This is a genomic window from Natronomonas sp., from assembly GCF_046483325.1.
Lineage (GTDB): Archaea > Halobacteriota > Halobacteria > Halobacteriales > Haloarculaceae > Natronomonas.
In genome coordinates this window covers 1-15989 of record NZ_JAWODL010000044.1, presented here as the reverse complement: position 1 = coordinate 15989, position 15989 = coordinate 1, and the positions used below count along the sequence as shown (strand labels likewise).

Below are 15989 nucleotides of genomic sequence, written 5' to 3'. Positions count from 1 at the left end.
GGTTCTAGTGTCGTCCTCACGACGCTCGTCACTGGCTGTCTCGGCGACGATTCCGAGGGCGAAGGCGGCGACGATACTGGAGATGGCAATGGGAACGACAACGGAAGTGAAAACGGCGACTCGGACGAGATGTCGATCGACGGCCGTCTCCACAACGAGAGCGACGATACCCAGACGTTCGCGGTCGTCATCCTGGACAAAGACGACGAGACCGTCGCGGAAGACGAGTGGGAGGTCAACGCCGGTTCTACCAAGAACATCCCCGCGTTCGGGAAACCTGGTGACCCCCGAACGTTCGAGGTGACTGTCGCGGAGTCTGAGGCGACCGAAACCTTTGAATTCGACGTGGAGAATACCCCTGACCAAAAAGACGGGTACGTGGATATCACCTATACTAAAGAGGAGGGGGACCTTGAGGTCGTATTTACACCGGCCGAAGACGACGAGGACTGAAGATAACGACGAGAGTACGGACGAAATCGGCCACGACAGCGAGATTCAGCTGACAGTCGAACCGGAGCCTGCAGTGCCCATATTTTCGAGGGGTGTAATCGGCGGACTGCGTGGCGATACGGCCTTCCGAATTACGTAATAGTCCTGTGGCGGCATTTCGAATTACCATTTCGCCACGGACGAAATCGCCAGACGGCGGCAGAAAGGAGTGCTCCGTCAGGGATTTGAACCCTGGTCCTTGCCGTGAGAGGGCAAGATGATTGGCCGGACTACACCAACGGAGCGCAGATGCATCCGATAGTACCCGAGAGCGAGGTATAACGGTTGCGTTTCACCGCCACCTTGAGCCCCGTTCGCACCGTCGATCCAGAGCTACATCCGATCATTGATCACCGTCGAACGGTGACCCGGCGGCGTCCGGTTCGTGGCCGGCCAACGAGACGATGTTCTCCCGACCGACGCGGAGCTTCGAGACGAGCCCATCGTCTTCCATCTCCGAAAGCAGCATCGAAACTTTCGATTTCGACCACTCGATATTGTTCACGATATCGACCTGCTTCATCCGTCCCCCGTGCGATTCGAGCATGGAGACGACTCGTTCCTCATCGGAAAGTAACTGCTCGTCCGGAACAGCGGGCTGTGCGGCGTGAGCCTCAGCCCCATCGCCAGATGCGACCGAACCGTCCGAACTCGTACGCTCCGTCGTTTCCGTGGAAGCCGCGCCCATCGCGTTCGAGACTTCATCGTCGGCCACCGACGTATCCGCATCGTCGTACGAACGTCTGCCGGACTCCAGGACGGTCGAGAATCCGCTGGATCGATAGGCGATAGCGGCACCGAGCCCGAAGAGCAACACGAGGGCGAGCCCGATGACCGGGAGGAGTGACCCCGCAGTGACGGGCGTTACGGTCGTCTGATCCGCTCCCGACGCCGTTGCCGTCGGTGTCGAAGCCGACTCGGCACTGTGCGGGAGGTACACGATACGGGGGTGGCGATCGGTGAACTGTCGTTCGCCGAGCCAAGAGACGCTTTGACTCTCGTTGAGTCGTGCGCTGGCGGTGCTATCCGGAGTGGGCGAAACCGATTCGAACCGCAGGTCCGGGCCGTGGTCGAACCGAAGTTCTTGATCGGAACCCACGTAGAGGCCGTCCACGAACACGTCACCGGCGACGATTCGGTTCTCGTCCACCTCGGCGAAGCCGGTCCAAACGAACGACATCTCGATGACGCCGACCTCGTTACCCGCGGGTGGACGCTCCTCGACACGGGCGTTTCGCTCGAAGGAAACCGCCGTCATCTCCCGGCCGGTTACGTTAGTTCCTGACCCGGCCAGCGAGGTTGCGCGCGTTCGGAAGTTTCGATAGCTCTCAGTTTCCTCGGTGTTGAATCGCTCGGCGTAGGTTTCGAACTCCTCGACCGCCGCGTCGCTCTCGAGTCGTTGTTCGTACTGGAACGTCCACTCGGCACTCGCGTTCCCGTAGACGAGTATTCGAAACAACGTCCGGTCGGTCTCGAACTCCTCGGCTGTGAGGTCGCCAAATCCAGATTGGGAGTCAGCCGTCGCAGAGCCAGTCGTTGCGCCCCCGAACGGAACCGCGGTGACGACGAGCGAGCAGAACAGGAGTCCTACGAGGACCGCCGCCGCCACCCGTCCGTGCAACGACTCCATCGGTATCCAAGTTCTCATCGCACATCATATAAAAGCCGTGTGTCTTAGCGCGTGCGCGACCATGGCGAAGAAACCTCAACCAGGTGGTGAAGGTGGGAGCATCACGTCCGATAAACGGCCGTGGGTGACGCGTGAGTTTATAAACGATCACGCCCGACCATCGTCGTATGACCACCGATGTCCCTCCCGATGACCAAGCCGACGGGGCCGATCATCGAGCTGAGACCCACGGCGAGCGTCTCGACGGAAGCGGGGAGCATACGGAAGCAAGCGGCGGTTCGTCACTCCTGATGAACGCGCTCGTCGGGGCGATCGTGACCGTCGTCACGACACCGATCGTCCCGTTCGCGCCGGTACTCGGTGGGGCGATAGCCGGGTATCTCGACGCCGACCGTGCCGAGTCGGGGGCAAAGATCGGCGCGATTTCGGGCGTGATCGCCCTCGTTCCGCTGCTCGTTATCGTCCCGTTCTTGCTGTTCGTCGTCTTTCTCGAGCCAGTCTTCGCCGTCGGCGTGCTCGCCGTCGTCGCGTTCGTCGGGGCGTTCCTTTTCGTATATACAATCGGTCTCGGGGCGTTGGGTGGCGTTTTGGGCGTCTACATCAGGCGGGAGTTCGTCGAGTGAGAAAAGAGAAACCAGCGGTGCTCGACGCGCTCACCGACGGTAGGTCACGAACGCGAGCTCCCCCTCGACCTCGCGGTCGTGCTCCACCCATTCGGGGCCGATCTCGGGGAAGTACGTATCGCCGGCGGGCGTTTCGGGGATTTCGGTGACGACGAGCTCGTCGGCTCGGTCGATCGTCGCCTCGTACACCGTCGCACCGCCGACGACGTAGACGGTCTCCTGCCCCTCCTCGAGCGCCGACTCCGCCGCGTCGAAAGCCTCGTCGAGATCTGTCGCGTGTACCACACCGTCCGGTAGATCGAGCGAGTCCCGCCGCGATAGAACGACGTTCGTCCGACCCGGGAGCGGACCGCCGAGCCGCCGCTCGATCGACTCGTACGTCGCTCGTCCCATCACGACCGGGTGGCCCATCGTCGTCTGCTTGAACCGCCTGAGGTCCTCAGGGTAGTGCCACGGCATCCCGCCGTTCGAACCGATGACCCCGTTTTCGGCGACCGCTGCGACGAGGGCGATCCTCATTCGGCGACCGCAAAGGAAATCCCGGGGGCCGGATCGTACTCCGAGAGTTGAATGTCCCCGTATTCGAGCTCGTCGAGTGGCTTGTCGGCCACGTCGATCCGCGGTCGGTCGCGAGGCGCCCGCGACAGCTGTGTCAACAGCCCCGGGACGTGATCGTAGCCGTCATCGCCGTCGACCTCGGGCGGAGCCGTCTCGTCGATCCACGCGCGAACGTCGAGATACTCCTCGCGGTCGTCGACGCCACGGAGACGATCCCGCAGTTCGCGGAGTGCGTCGGCGTACCACGCGCCGCGTGCGCCCGCGCCGCAGTAGACGTGTGCGTCGACGATGGTGTGGCCAAACGAGCCGACTTCGAAGTCGGTCCTGTTCGCGACGGCGTGGGCCAAAAGCGAGTAGGCCGCGAGGTTGAACGGAACGCCCAACGCGATGTCCCCCGAGCGCTGCGTGAGGTGGACGTTCAGGCGGTCACCCTGTACGTTGAACACGTACGTGTAGTGACACGGCGGCAGCGTCGAGACGGCGGCGTTGGCCGGGTGCCAGGCGTTGATCACCATTCGACGGGAGTTGGGCTGTTCTTCGAGCGTATCGAGGACGTGGCCGAGTTGGTCGAACACCCGTCGAGTTCCGCCGTCTGGCGTCGACTCCGTTTTGACCCGCGGATGATCGGCGTCGGGCCAGCTCTCGCCGGGGAGGCGACTGCCGTCCTCGGGGATGGGATAGCGTCGCCAAAACCGGCCGTAGGCGGTGTCGAGGTGACCCCCTTCGTCCGCCCACGCATCCCAGATCTTCGTCTCCTCGCGAAGGGTTCGGACGTGCTCTTCACCGGAGAGATACCACAGCAACTCGTGGATCAGCGAGTTCCACCGATAGCCGTCCATCCGTTTGGTCGTCAGGAGCGGAAAACCTTCCGTGAGGTCCACTTCGTAGTGGTGGCTGAACGACGAGACGGTGTCCACGCCGGTCCGGTTCGGTTTGTACGTTCCCCCTGTGAGCGCCCCGGAGACGAGGTCGTGATACTGGCGCATTCGATGGCTATCTTTGCGAGGCGTTCGGTATGATCGTTTCGGAGCAGTCCCAATAGACTCCGGGGCGGGTCCAACGGAGGGGTAGACCTGAGGTGGACAGGTGAACGTGAGGTGGACAGCCACGGAATCGGTTTTATTACGTATCGACTTCTACGTTGGGTATGGCATACGAGACCGCGAGTGTCGACGAGGTCGAGAGCGTCGTTCCGGAGGAGTTCGGCGGCATGTGGTTCTTCAGGGACCCGCTCGGCTGTGAAAACCTCGGAATGACGCTGTTGGAGCTCGAACCGGGAGGGAAGGGCAAAGCACACGATCACGGCGAGGATGAGCAAGAAGAAGTGTATCTCGTCGTCGACGGAGAATTGACCGTTCTGATCGGCGACGAGGACGATCCCGAGGCCGAACTCTCGCTTTCGAGCGGGGAGGCGATCCGCGTCGACGGCGAGACGTGGCGTCAGCTCTCGAACGAGGGTGACGAACGAGTGAGAATCGTGATCGCCGGCGCGTCCTGAAGTACGACGGACGTTTTGTACCGTTTAAGACGGTGGCGGTCGTCGACGCCCATATGTATCTCGGAGACGCGACGTGGCCCGAAGCCGGTGTCGAGCTTGCGGAGACATCGACGGCGCTCGTCCCGATCGGATCGACCGAACAGCACGGCCCTCACCTGCCGCTATCGACGGATCACGTCATAGCGGAGGGGCTCGCGCGTGCGGCGGCCGATGCGACCGGAGTCGTCTGCACGCCGACGGTCACCATCGGCGTCAGTCCTCACCACCGTCAGTTCCACGGGACGCTCACGGTGGACGCGCCGGTCTTCCGGGAGTACATCGAATCGCTGTCGAGAAGTCTGGTGTACCAGGGCATCGACCGCATCGTCTACGTCAACGCCCACGGTGGCAACGTCCAACACCTCAGGGAGGTCGGCCGACGACTCCACGACGACGAGCGCGCGTACGCCATCGAGTGGATGTGGGACGAGTCGATCCCCGAACTCGTCGATTCGCTGTTCGAACAGAACGGTCCGCACGCGGGGCCGAAGGAGACGTCGATGGTCTGGTATCTCGCGGACCTCGTTCGCGAGGACGAACTCGAGGCCGCACGCGACGACGGCTGTCCGGACATCGGGGCGATCGAAACGACCCGAAACGGTGCGCGAACGTTCTACGACGCGATCGAGAACACGAACAACGGTGGGTTCGGCGATCCGACGGACGCGTCCGCACAAAAAGGCGAGCAGCTATTCGAGGCGGCGACCGACCAACTCGTCGCGTTGGCGGAGTGGCTCGACGCCCAGCCGTGGGAGACGCTGGGGCCGAGAGCGCACGTTCGAGAGCGATAACACCAAACCGGGATCCGTTCGGAAGCGGTAACTCAAAGTGACGGGCGGTTCCAGACGGCGCATGAGCGAGGACGCGGATCGAGACGGGGACGGAAACGAAGGGAATGAGATGCGACCGTACGAAACCGAGCGGACGACGGCACCCCAAAGCGCCTACACTGGACGAGACGTCGCCGTCGGCATCCTCGTCGCGCTCGTCGGGGTCGCCGTGACGTTCGGTGTTCCGCTCGCCGTTTCGTTGTAGTTCGGCTGTTCGTCGCCGCGTAGCGTTCGGTCAGACGAAATTCAGCGCTAGCCACATCGCACCCGCGGCGATGATCGGGATCGTCAGGTTATCGTCGACGACGTATCCATTCAGGATCGGCTTGACGCCGTCGGCGAGCGTCGCACCGAACGCGCCCGCCAGCGCGGCGAGCGGGGAAACGAACGGATAGGCGATGAGAAAGCAAACCGCGAACATGCCGACGAGAACGCGCGGGCGAGCGATGGGACGGAGCCCGCCGCTCGAAAGCATCCCGCTTATCGGGTCACCGAGGGTCAACATGAACAGTGCCGGAACCGCGATGGTCGGCTCGAAGAGGAAGACGGTGATCGTCGCACCGACGACGTACAGCGCGTAGCCGGCGACCGAATCCTGTTCGTACTCGCGGGTGAGCCGGTCGTAAACCGCGTGTTCGAGCCCGCCGTACAGCCGGGCTGTCTCGAGGACGACGGTCACCATGAGACCGGCGACGGCGAGGACTTGAACGGCCGACCACGTGACGACTCCGGTTTCGATGACGTGGGTATCGAGAAGATACGCGGCAGGAACAGCCGCTCCGGATGCGTGGACGAGTCGACGGCCGATCTCAAGTGCCATATCCGGCCGCTACCGACCGAGGGGTAATATCGGTTCGCAATTCGACGCTAACGCCCGCCAAACCGCGGTCGGATGGGCGGAACATATATTCGGTCGTGTATACGATGACCGGAGCGATTATCGAAGACATCAGCACGATGCAGGTCGGGGACATCGTCCGGAACGTCGAAGGGGACGACCGGGAGTACCGAATCGTCGATAAGGCGACCTCCTCGGTCGGCAAGATCAACGCGGTGGTCGTCGAACCGGTCGACGGCGGTTGTGTACTGTCTGTTGACATGTAGAGCGACGAAAACGGCCGCTAGGAATAAATCATTATCTGTCGGGATACATACGACAAGAACTGACCGGACGGATCGCCAGCGGATATATCAACGAAGAGCCACAAGAGGACGATGATGACCGGATCGGATACCGGACCCGAGTTCGAGGTCGAACTCGGCGAGGACGCCGCCTGGGTCGCCGCCGCGATCATACTTGTGGCGTCGCTCGGTGGTGCGGTCGTGCTCGCGGAGTGGCCGCTGTGGGGCGTTCAACCGGATGCCCCCGGCGAACCACAGCTCGTTGAGCCGGTAGACAGTGGAACGCAACTGTGGCCCTACACGTCGCGCGCCAGGAGTTTCGAGGGCCGAACGCTCGGGATTAACATGGTGTTTTACGGCGACACAGCGGAGATACACACCGCGTTGACGGAACGTTCCGCGCTCGAGTGGGAGGACAAACCGGTCGAAGAGGGCGAGGCCGACAGCGAGACGGTCTCGGCCGATCGGATCGAAGTGGACCCCGAAGCCGAGGAAATCGGGGACGTGATTTCGTGGAGTCCGGCCGAAGGATCGAGGCGGTATGCGTACGTCGAAGTCGACGGCGAAGGCGAGTGGATGGATCGATCCTACGAACTCCATTCGGGGACGTATCTGGGCCAACGGATGCACATCCGAGCCTACGAGGACCCCGCTGGCGAGTGGACCGCAGTACAAATACACGAGGAACACTGGGATTGGTTCCGACTCAGACACACGGTTACGGGCGTCAGCGATTCCCAGCGCGAACTCGAAGACGAGTTCATGGGCGAGCCGTACGTCGAAACCGTCGTTCGAATGCCGTTCGAAAACGAGACCGCCGATAGCGACGGCTGGGTAACCGGCATCTATCTCGCCGGCGTCGGGCTCCCGTTCGTCCTCGTGGGACTCGTCGGGCGGTCCAGAAGCGTCGCGAGAGAGTCGAGGCGGTTTCTCCGGCGGCGACGACGCGAAATCGCCCTCGGAGCCGTGTTGTTCGGCGTGTACACCGCTGTTCGCTGGCTCGGGATCGCGGGCGAACTCGTCTTCTCCGGGATCTCTCCGAAGTTCGTCGCGGCTCCGTTGTACGTCGCGCTCGTCGTCGGTGTGCCGGCGATCGCGTACGTGCTCGGACGGGGGAGCGACGGCGTGTGGGCGTTCACGTTCGCAGGATTGGGGCTCGGAACCGCAATCGTCGGGGACTACGCCGCTATGGGGACGTCCGTCCTCCCGCTACGCGTCGTTCTCCACCGCCTCGCGGTGCTCCTTGCGATCGGCTTGATCGCCGTCGGTGGGGCGAAAGCCGTCGAACAAGATGAGATCCCCGCCCCGCTCATCGTCGGGGCGGTCGGATGGACGGTCTCGATCCTCGCGCCGCTTTTCGGATATATCTGAGGGACTGTCGACCCGATGGACGCACCGGTTCACCGATGTCTGTGGATTCGACGGGGAAGTTTATAACTCTCCACGTAGGAATATAGAGAAGAATGGTTTCGACGCCCCAAACCAGCCGTCGTGCATTTCTCACGGGCGCGACGGGTGCGCTCGCGGCGACGAGCGGTTGCGTTGGGGAAATCAGGAGTCTCGTTGGGAGACAGCGGGCCAGTCAACTGTCGCTCAACATCAAGACTCCGCCAGCGGGGGAGGATCCGTACGCTGTTCGCATCGCCAATCACGTGGCGGATAACCTCTCCCAGTCGGGAGTCGAGACGGTCGTCGATCCGGTGAGTTTCGACGTACTGTTCCGCGACATCCTCATCAACCACGACTTCGATCTCTACGTGGCGAGATACCCGAGCCAAGGGGACCCGGATGAACTCCGGTCGATGCTCTATTCGTCGTACGGCGAGGAATCAGGCTGGCAAAACCCGTTCGGATTCAGCAGTATCGAGATGGACGACGCACTCGACGAGCAGCGGACGGCCGAAAGCGAAGACAGAGTCCGGATTGTACACGAGATACAGCGACAGATCGTACAGTCACAGCCGTTTACCGTCATCGTGTTCCCGGATCGGATCGGGGCAGTTAGAACCGATCGGTTCGACGGGTGGCCAACCGGTGGGCTCTCCGCTCCGACGGACTATCTGCAACTGGAGCGCGTCGGCGACACGACGACCCTCAATCCGCTGCTCCGAAACGAGCGTATCACCCGAAACCGAAACCCTCTGGCGGCCGAGTACCGGAACCAAGGCGACCTCATCGGCCTCCTGTACGAACCGCTTGTCAGGTCACTGGACGACCACGACGAACCGCTCCCGTGGCTCGCGCGGAGTATCGAATGGGACGAGACGGAGCCGGCAGCGGCCACGATAGAACTCCGTCAGACTCCGTGGCACGACGGCGAGAGTGTTACTGCGCACGACGTGGCCTTCACCTACGAGTTTCTCCAGGATACGTCGCTCGGGAAGTTCGACAGTCCCGTCCCGACGTCGTGGCGGCGAGGTCGGGCCTCGCTCGTAGAGTCGGTGAGCGTGCACTCGGACGGCCAATTCCGGATCGAGTTCGTCACGCCGAACCGGGAGGTCGCCTATCGGGCGCTGAGCGCACCGATACTCCCGGAACACATCTGGCGCGACCGGAGCGAGTCGACGGACGTTGCCGGGATCGACATCGCCGGACAGACGACTGAAGCGCTCGTGAGCGCTAACGAAGAGGCGATCGGGAACGGGCCGGTGCAGTTCGACGACGCCGTCACCGACGAATCGATCTCGTTCGACGTGTTCGAAGACCACTTCCTCCGGACGGGCGAAGCGGATGGGATTCCGCCCCGATTCGTCGACGACGGGGCGTTCGACCGGATCGAATTCACGGTTGCGCCCTCACATGATGCGGCGGTCGAACTCCTCGTCAACGACGACGCCGACGCCTCCGCGGACGGGCTGCAAGCGTCGGTGGTTCCCCGTATCGTCCGATCCGAGGGCGTCTCGCTCGCGATACAGCAGTCGGACCCGTTCTATCACCTCGGCTTCAACTGCCGGCGGTCACCGATGACGGATCCTCGCTTTCGGCGGATCGCCGCACGACACATCGATCGGGCGTTCATCCTCGAGGAGTCGATGGAGAGGTACGGACTGCCGTCAGAAGTTCCGCTGAAGCAAGAATGGACACCCCAGGATCTCGACTGGAGCGGGGAAGCGACTCTCCCGTTCCTCGGTGAAAACGGCGAACTGAACGTCGAGGAGGCGAGGGAGGCGTTCCGTGAAGCCGGCTATCAGTACGAAGAGGAACAACTCATCAGACGGGGGGGAAGCTAATGCTAGGGGTCGTCGTCGGCCAGTTAGTCCTCGTCGTCCTCGCGTTGCTCGCGGTCACGAGTCTCGTCCTTATCGGCCGCGAACGACTCCTCGAGACCCGTCGGGTGTTCCGCGATCGATTCGCCGCGATCGTACCGTACGTCGGTCTCCTCGCGATCGTGCTCGTCGCGAACAAGGTCGCGAGGGATATCGGCCCCGACCTCTCGTGGATCATCGGGTTCCGCATAACCGGGCACCTCCATCAGGCCGACGGCCTCCTTCTGTGGCCGCTGTATCCGAACGACACGCCGCAGGTGGTGGTTTGGATACAGTCGATGGCGACGCCGGAGTTGACGGCGTACTTCTCGTTCATATACGTGTACGGCTACGTGTTCCTCCTCGTCTTTCCGCTCGTGGCGTACTTCGCACTGCCGCAACCCGAACCGCTCCGACGGACGATGGTCGCCTACGGCGCGAACTACATTATCGGCGTGATCTGTTACATTCTGTTCATCGCGTACGGACCGCGAAACCTGATCGCGGATCAGGCGGAGGGGCTCCTCTACAGCCAGTACGCGCAGTATCAGTTCGTGACGGACGCGGTCAACGACTCGACGAACGTCTTTCCGTCGCTCCACACGTCGATGGCCGTGACCGCCGCACTGTTGGCGTGGACGACACGGGACGAGTATCCCCTCTGGGTGCCGATCTCGGCCGTCTTCGCGATCAGCGTCGTTATCGCGACGATGTATCTCGGTATTCACTGGGCAACCGACGTGATCTTCGGGATCGTTCTGGCGTGGATAAGCGTCGCGATCGGAACGCGGCTGGAGGACACGCCGCCGACTATCGGAAAGGTCAAAAACTATCTCAAAACCGCGCGAAGCGCTATCCTAAGCCGCTCTTGAGAACGTCGCGGAGTTCCGCGATCTCAGCTGCCGTGTAGGTGAGCGTCTCGTCGGCGACGGTACAGGTAAGCTGGCCAGTCCGCGTTGCTTCACCGATCCGTTCGACAGAAGCGACATCCGCCAACCGTCCGTGAACCGCGTCGGGATGGGTCGTCTCGACGACGACGCGCCCGGTAGCCTCCGAAAAGAGCGCTTCGAGAGGCGAGCGACCGGAGAGTTCGACGTCGGCACCGGCCGCACCGATCATCTCCGCGAGCGTGACTGCGAGCCCGCCGTGGCTCACGTCGTGAACCGACAGCGTTCGTTCGTCGTTGGCGATATCCGCGATCGCCGCGACGAGATCGGCTGCGTTCTCGGGAACGGCCGGGAACCGGTCCGTCCCACCGAACTGCCCGAGCAGTTCCGAACCGCCGAGCGAGAGATCATCGCGACCGCCGACGAGAAGCAACTGACCGTCGCCGTCGAGTTCGATACCGGGCGCGTCGTAGCCGGCTTTGGTCCCGGCCATGGCGAGCGTCGGCGTCGGGGGGATCGGTCCCGTGACCGAGTCGTTGTACAGCGAGACGTTCCCGCCGACGACCGGGACGCTGAGTTCGGAACACATATCGGCCAACCCGTCGACGATAGCCCTGAATCCACCGTACACCTCGGGCTTTTCCGGATTCCCACCGTTGAGACAGTCGACCGCCGCGAGCGGCGTCGCGCCCGTCGTGGCGAGGTTGATCGCGTTCTCCACTGCAACGGCCCGAGCGCCATCGTACGGCGAAGCGGCAGTCCAGTTGGGATCGGCTCCGGAAGTGAACGCGAGTCCGACGCCGATTTCGCGAATAGCCAGCAGTGCGGCGTCCTCGCCCGGCTTGACAGCCGTTCGCGTGCCGACCTCGTGGTCGTACTGTCGGTAGACCCACTCCTTGGAGGCGGTGTTGGGTGAGCCGACGACCGACTCGAAGGCATCGACGAGATCGGGTGACGGCAGATCACGGTCCTGCGTCGAGGGCTCCGTGTGGTCGAGATCGTTCATCGGAGCGCCGTCGGCGAGATACTCGGCGTCGGCGTCGACGACCGTCTCGCTTCTGTAGGTACAGACGTAGTTCCCCTGGGTCACCTCGCCGATGACCGAGCAGCCGAGGTCGTATTTCTCCGCGATGGCTTCGACGGCCGCCACGTCGTCGGGACGGATCTCATAGCACATCCGCTCTTGGGATTCGGCGAGCAGTATCTCGGTCGCGTTCATGTTCGGCTCCCGTTGGTGAACTCGATCGAGTTCGATGCGCGCGCCGAGTCCGCCCTTGGCGACGAGCTCGGAGGACGCCCCGCCGAGTCCGGCAGCCCCGAGGTCGCGGGCAGATCGGACGAGGTCAGCATCGATCAACTCCTCGTTGGCCTCGATGAGCCGTTTTTCGGCGTACGGGTCGCCGACCTGTACCGCGGGTCGGTCCTCAGTTTCGGCGTCCTCGGCCAGATCCTCGCTGGCGAAGGAGGCGCCGCCGAGACCGTCACGTCCGGTGGCGTTCCCGACGAGAACGAGTTTGTTGCCCGGCGATTGCGCTTCCGCGGTCACCAACCGCTCGGCGTTCGTCAGGCCGATGCAGGCGACGTTGACGAGCGGATTCCCCTCGTACTCGTCGTGGAAGGCGACGCTCCCCGTCACCGTCGGAACGCCGATACAGTTTCCGTAGTGGGAGATCCCTTCGACGACCCCGTCGAGGAGGTACTTCGAGTGTTCGCGGTCGAAGGAGCCGAAGTAGAGGCTGTCGGCGAGCGCGATGGGGTACGCACCCATCGAGAGGGTGTCGCGGACGATACCGCCGACGCCCGTCGCCGCGCCGTCGAAGGGGTCGACGTAGGAGGGGTGGTTGTGGCTCTCGATCCCCATCGTGACGTAGGTGTCGCTGTTCTCTCCGGTCTCGAGATCGGGGAGGGCGATGACGGCGGCGTCGTCGCCGGGGCCGATGACGACCCGTTCGCTCTCGCTTTCGAACGCCGAAAGCAGCGGCCGCGAGGAACGGTACGCGCAGTGTTCACTCCAGAGGTTCTCGAACAGCGCGACCTCGGTGGGCGTCGGGTCACGCCCCAGCGCTTCGACGACGAGTTCGCGGTCCGACGGCGGGAGGCTCATACACTCGTATGCTCCCTTTGGCCGAATAAATCGCTTTTCATGTGCACGTTTATGGGTTTTTATTCGGGGAGTTCCGTCACAACCGAGGGGCTTTTTAAGCACGGTGTCGAACGATCGGTCGTGCTGTCGGTCGAGCTCCACTCCCACTCAGATCTGTCCTACGACGGGCGCGATCCGATCGAACTCCTCTTAGAACAGGCCGAAGCCATCGGTCTCGACGCCCTCGCCGTCACCGATCACGACGAGATAGACGCCTCGCTCGAAGCCGCCTCGGTAGCCGACGAGTACGACCTCGTCGGCATCCCCGGTATGGAGGTTTCAAGCGCCGCGGGGCACGTGCTGGCGCTCGGCGTCGAGACGCTTATTCCGGCCGGGTTGAGCTACGACGAAACGCTCGACCGAATCGGATCCCAAGGCGGCGTCGCCGTGGTTCCCCACCCCTTCCAATCCTCCCGCCACGGCGTCGCCGCACACATCACGCTCGATCAGCTGGCGAACGCCGACGCGATCGAGGTGTATAACTCCCGACTGTTCACCGGACGGGCGAACCGACAGGCTGAACGGTTCGCCGAGGAGCGCGACCTCCCGATGACCGCGGGCAGCGACGCTCACATCGCCGAAATGGTCGGGCAGGCGGTCACCGAAGTCGACGCGTACCACCGGAGCGTCGATAGCATCCTCGACGCCATCGTCGAGGGACGAACGACCGTCGTCGGCAAGCGAACGCCGTGGTTCATCAGCATTCAACAGTTCAGCGGCGGCGTCAAACGCCGTCTTGCGTCGGCGCTACCATGGTGATGGACGGCGCGTCCGCCGATGTGGTTCGAGATGCGATCGAGCGCGGTGACGCGCTTTCGGGGATCGACGGGTTCGCCGGCGAGGTCGACGGCCGACTCGTCCGCGACGTGGTGGGTCGATATCCGCTGTTTTCCGAGGCCGACGACCCGACCGCGTGGAGCTTCGATCTCCGGGACCTCTCCGAGCCTGATCCGATCCCACCGGGGCACGCTCGCGACGAAAGCGGCGACGAAAAGCTGTGGACGCTCCCTAACCCAACTCCCTACGAGGACGCCGAACGATCGATCGCGACCGTCCGGGAAGCGGTCGTCGCGTCCGTCGACGCCGTCGACTGCGACCCGGCGATCGCCTTCTCCGGTGGCATCGACTCCTCGATCCTTGCGGCGCGGCTCGAGGGTCCGCTGTACGTCGGCGGATTCGAGGGGAGCCACGACGTCGACGCCGCGCGATCGGCTGCGGCCGCCCTCGACCGTGAACTTCACGTCGTCGAGTTCACCCACGCGGATATCGAGCGCGGTATCCCCGCGTTAGTCGAGGCGACCGGCCGAACGAACCCGATGGACCTCCAGATCGCACTCCCGCTGTATCTCGTCGCCGAGACCGCCGCCGCGGACGGCCACGGCCGGCTCACGCTGGGGCAGGGCGCGGACGAGCTGTTCGGAGGGTACGCGAAGATCGCGAACGCTCCGGACGATCATCGCGTCGACGCCGACACGGTGCGGGGAGCGGTCCGCGAGACGATCGATTCGCTCCCGAGACAGCTAGAGCGTGACGTGTTGGCGCTCCGGGCCGCCGGCGTCGAGCCGGTCGTTCCGCTGCTCTCGGATCGGGTGATCGAATCGGCGCTGCGGCTCCCGGGGGAGTTACTGGCAACGGAGGACGAGCGAAAGATCGCCCTCCGTCGGGCATGCGAGTTTCTGCCGGCGGAGATCCGTCATCGGGATAAAAAGGCCGTTCAGTACGGCAGCTTGCTCGCGCGAGAATTCGATCGGCTCGCGCGGCGGGCGGGGTTCAAACGCCGGATGAGCGACCATCTCGAGCGGTACGTCGAGTCGATCGCGGCCGGCGATCGATAGCGGGACGAGCGGCCGACCGATCAAAGATCGCTCGTCGGACAGAACAGAACCGGCACTTCGCTGTCAAGCATGACCGACTGCGAGACGCTGCCGAAGACGGCTTTTCCTGCGGGAGTTCGGCTGCGGCCGGCCAGGCAGATAATGTCCACGCTCTCGTCTTCGGCGTACTCGACGATCTCCTCGGCGGGCGAACCGCTCGTCTCGTCGAGGATCGTTTCGAGACCGGCCGCTTCGAGGATATCACGGGCTTCTCGGGCGGCGCCGATCTGGGATACGTTGGCGCCCTCGATGTTGCTCGTGAAGACGTGGAGAACGGTGATGGTGACGTCGTCGCCCCAGTTCAGTTCCGCGACGTCCTCTGCGGACACTCGAGCGCGGTCTTCGTCGTCGTCGACGGCGAGTAGGATGTGTGTCATACTTCGGGTGTACCTACACGCCCCATGTGTTAATTCCTACGGACAAATCCACCGTCGTAGGACCGACTAGGCGTTCTGCTCGACTTCGAGGAGCTCGTGATAGCGGTTTCGGATGGTGACCTCGGAGATATCGGCGACCTCCGAAACGGCGTTCTGTGTCACTTTCTCGTTGGTGAGCAGCGAGGCGGCGTAGACGGCGGCGGCAGCGAGACCGACCGGCGATTTCCCCGAGTGAACGCCCGCGTCGCGAGCACCGTCGAGCAGTTGCCGGGCGCGTCGCTCGGCCTCTTCGCTGAGGCCGAGTTCGCTGGCGAAGCGCGGCACGTAGCTCTTCGGATCGGCCGGCTGGATTTCGAGTCCGAGTTCGCGGACGACGTAGCGGTAGGTGCGGGCGATCTCGCTCTTTTCGACTCGCGAGACACCGGTCATCTCGTCGAGCGACCGCGGCGTTCGAGCCTGTTTGGCGGCCGCATAGAGCGCGGCGGTCGAGACGCCTTCGATGGAGCGGCCCGGGAGGAGGTTTTCGTCGAGCGCGCGGCGGTAGATGACGCTGGCCGTTTCGCGGACGTTCTCGGGGAGCCCGAGCGCGCTCGCCATGCGGTCGATCTCGCCGAGCGCCTGCTTCAGATTCCGCTCTTTGGAGTCACGCGTGCGGAAGCGCTCGTTCCACT

General features: G+C 63.5%; 17 protein-coding genes, 1 tRNA gene and 1 pseudogene. 11 read left to right on the top strand and 8 right to left on the bottom strand.

Features of this window, described 5'->3' with window-relative positions:
- Positions 1-453: pseudogene (locus R6U53_RS13600) on the top strand (hypothetical protein); the annotation flags it as partial.
- Between the two features lie 209 nt (positions 454-662).
- Here R6U53_RS13600 and R6U53_RS13595 read toward each other — a convergent pair.
- Positions 663-737, bottom strand: a tRNA-Glu gene (locus R6U53_RS13595).
- A 98-nt stretch (positions 738-835) separates the two neighbouring features.
- Entirely contained in the window at positions 836-2122 is a 1287-nt protein-coding gene (locus R6U53_RS13590; RefSeq protein ID WP_410322915.1) for a helix-turn-helix transcriptional regulator, read from the bottom strand.
- A 167-nt stretch (positions 2123-2289) separates the two neighbouring features.
- Between R6U53_RS13590 and R6U53_RS13585 the strand changes: the two genes are divergently transcribed.
- Positions 2290-2745 (top strand): DUF5518 domain-containing protein, encoded by a 456-nt coding sequence (locus R6U53_RS13585; protein WP_410322914.1) that lies wholly within the window; start codon positions 2290-2292, stop codon positions 2743-2745.
- A gap of 30 nt (positions 2746-2775) precedes the next feature.
- Here R6U53_RS13585 and R6U53_RS13580 read toward each other — a convergent pair whose 3' ends face one another.
- Both R6U53_RS13580 and thyA read right to left on the bottom strand, forming a co-directional pair.
- Positions 2776-3264, bottom strand: coding sequence for a dihydrofolate reductase (locus R6U53_RS13580; protein ID WP_410322913.1), 489 nt, complete (start codon positions 3262-3264; stop codon positions 2776-2778).
- The gene (thyA, locus tag R6U53_RS13575) at positions 3261-4289 is read right to left on the bottom strand and encodes a thymidylate synthase (protein ID WP_410322912.1); all 1029 of its coding nucleotides are present in this window, start codon (positions 4287-4289) and stop codon (positions 3261-3263) included. The genes R6U53_RS13580 and thyA overlap by 4 nt, the downstream gene beginning before the upstream one ends.
- 161 nt (positions 4290-4450) lie before the next feature.
- Between thyA and R6U53_RS13570 the strand changes: the two genes are divergently transcribed.
- From R6U53_RS13570 to R6U53_RS13560, 3 genes are all read left to right on the top strand, one after another.
- On the top strand, positions 4451-4801 hold the full coding sequence (locus tag R6U53_RS13570) for a cupin domain-containing protein (RefSeq protein WP_410322911.1): 351 nt from the start codon (positions 4451-4453) through the stop codon (positions 4799-4801).
- A gap of 53 nt (positions 4802-4854) precedes the next feature.
- Positions 4855-5631, top strand: coding sequence for a creatininase family protein (locus R6U53_RS13565; protein WP_410322910.1), 777 nt, complete (start codon positions 4855-4857; stop codon positions 5629-5631).
- A gap of 61 nt (positions 5632-5692) precedes the next feature.
- Entirely contained in the window at positions 5693-5875 is a 183-nt protein-coding gene (locus tag R6U53_RS13560; protein WP_410322909.1) for a hypothetical protein, read from the top strand.
- A gap of 30 nt (positions 5876-5905) precedes the next feature.
- Here the strand turns inward: R6U53_RS13560 and R6U53_RS13555 are convergent, their stop codons facing one another.
- Positions 5906-6490 (bottom strand): dolichol kinase, encoded by a 585-nt coding sequence (locus R6U53_RS13555; protein WP_410322908.1) that lies wholly within the window; start codon positions 6488-6490, stop codon positions 5906-5908.
- Positions 6491-6594: 104 nt separating this feature from the next.
- On the opposite strand from R6U53_RS13555, the gene R6U53_RS13550 reads away from it, so the two are divergent.
- The 4 genes from R6U53_RS13550 to R6U53_RS13535 all read left to right on the top strand — a co-directional run bounded on the left by R6U53_RS13550 (position 6595) and on the right by R6U53_RS13535 (position 10909).
- Positions 6595-6774, top strand: a complete 180-nt coding sequence (locus tag R6U53_RS13550; RefSeq protein WP_410322907.1) for a hypothetical protein — start codon at positions 6595-6597, stop codon at positions 6772-6774.
- Positions 6775-6885: 111 nt separating this feature from the next.
- A complete protein-coding gene (locus tag R6U53_RS13545) occupies positions 6886-8163 on the top strand; it encodes a hypothetical protein (protein ID WP_410322906.1) in 1278 nt (425 codons plus the stop codon).
- Between the two features lie 92 nt (positions 8164-8255).
- Positions 8256-10022, top strand: coding sequence for an ABC transporter substrate-binding protein (locus R6U53_RS13540; RefSeq protein WP_410322905.1), 1767 nt, complete (start codon positions 8256-8258; stop codon positions 10020-10022).
- Positions 10022-10909, top strand: a complete 888-nt coding sequence (locus tag R6U53_RS13535; RefSeq protein WP_410322904.1) for a phosphatase PAP2 family protein — start codon at positions 10022-10024, stop codon at positions 10907-10909. Before R6U53_RS13540 ends, R6U53_RS13535 begins: the two co-directional genes overlap by 1 nt.
- Here R6U53_RS13535 and purL read toward each other — a convergent pair.
- The gene (purL, locus tag R6U53_RS13530; RefSeq protein WP_410322903.1) at positions 10890-13028 is read right to left on the bottom strand and encodes a phosphoribosylformylglycinamidine synthase subunit PurL; all 2139 of its coding nucleotides are present in this window, start codon (positions 13026-13028) and stop codon (positions 10890-10892) included. The genes R6U53_RS13535 and purL overlap by 20 nt on opposite strands.
- 120 nt (positions 13029-13148) lie before the next feature.
- Between purL and R6U53_RS13525 the strand changes: the two genes are divergently transcribed.
- Entirely contained in the window at positions 13149-13826 is a 678-nt protein-coding gene (locus R6U53_RS13525) for a PHP domain-containing protein (protein ID WP_410322902.1), read from the top strand.
- Positions 13826-14902 carry an asparagine synthase C-terminal domain-containing protein gene (locus R6U53_RS13520; RefSeq protein WP_410322901.1) on the top strand — a complete coding sequence of 359 codons (1077 nt, stop codon included), beginning with the start codon at positions 13826-13828 and terminating at the stop codon, positions 14900-14902. The genes R6U53_RS13525 and R6U53_RS13520 overlap by 1 nt, the downstream gene beginning before the upstream one ends.
- A gap of 20 nt (positions 14903-14922) precedes the next feature.
- Here the strand turns inward: R6U53_RS13520 and R6U53_RS13515 are convergent, their stop codons facing one another.
- Both R6U53_RS13515 and R6U53_RS13510 read right to left on the bottom strand, forming a co-directional pair.
- Positions 14923-15318 carry a universal stress protein gene (locus R6U53_RS13515; RefSeq protein WP_410322900.1) on the bottom strand — a complete coding sequence of 132 codons (396 nt, stop codon included), beginning with the start codon at positions 15316-15318 and terminating at the stop codon, positions 14923-14925.
- Positions 15319-15384: 66 nt separating this feature from the next.
- Positions 15385-15989 (bottom strand): transcription initiation factor IIB (locus R6U53_RS13510; RefSeq protein WP_410322899.1); only part of this gene is annotated, 605 nt, incomplete at its 5' end.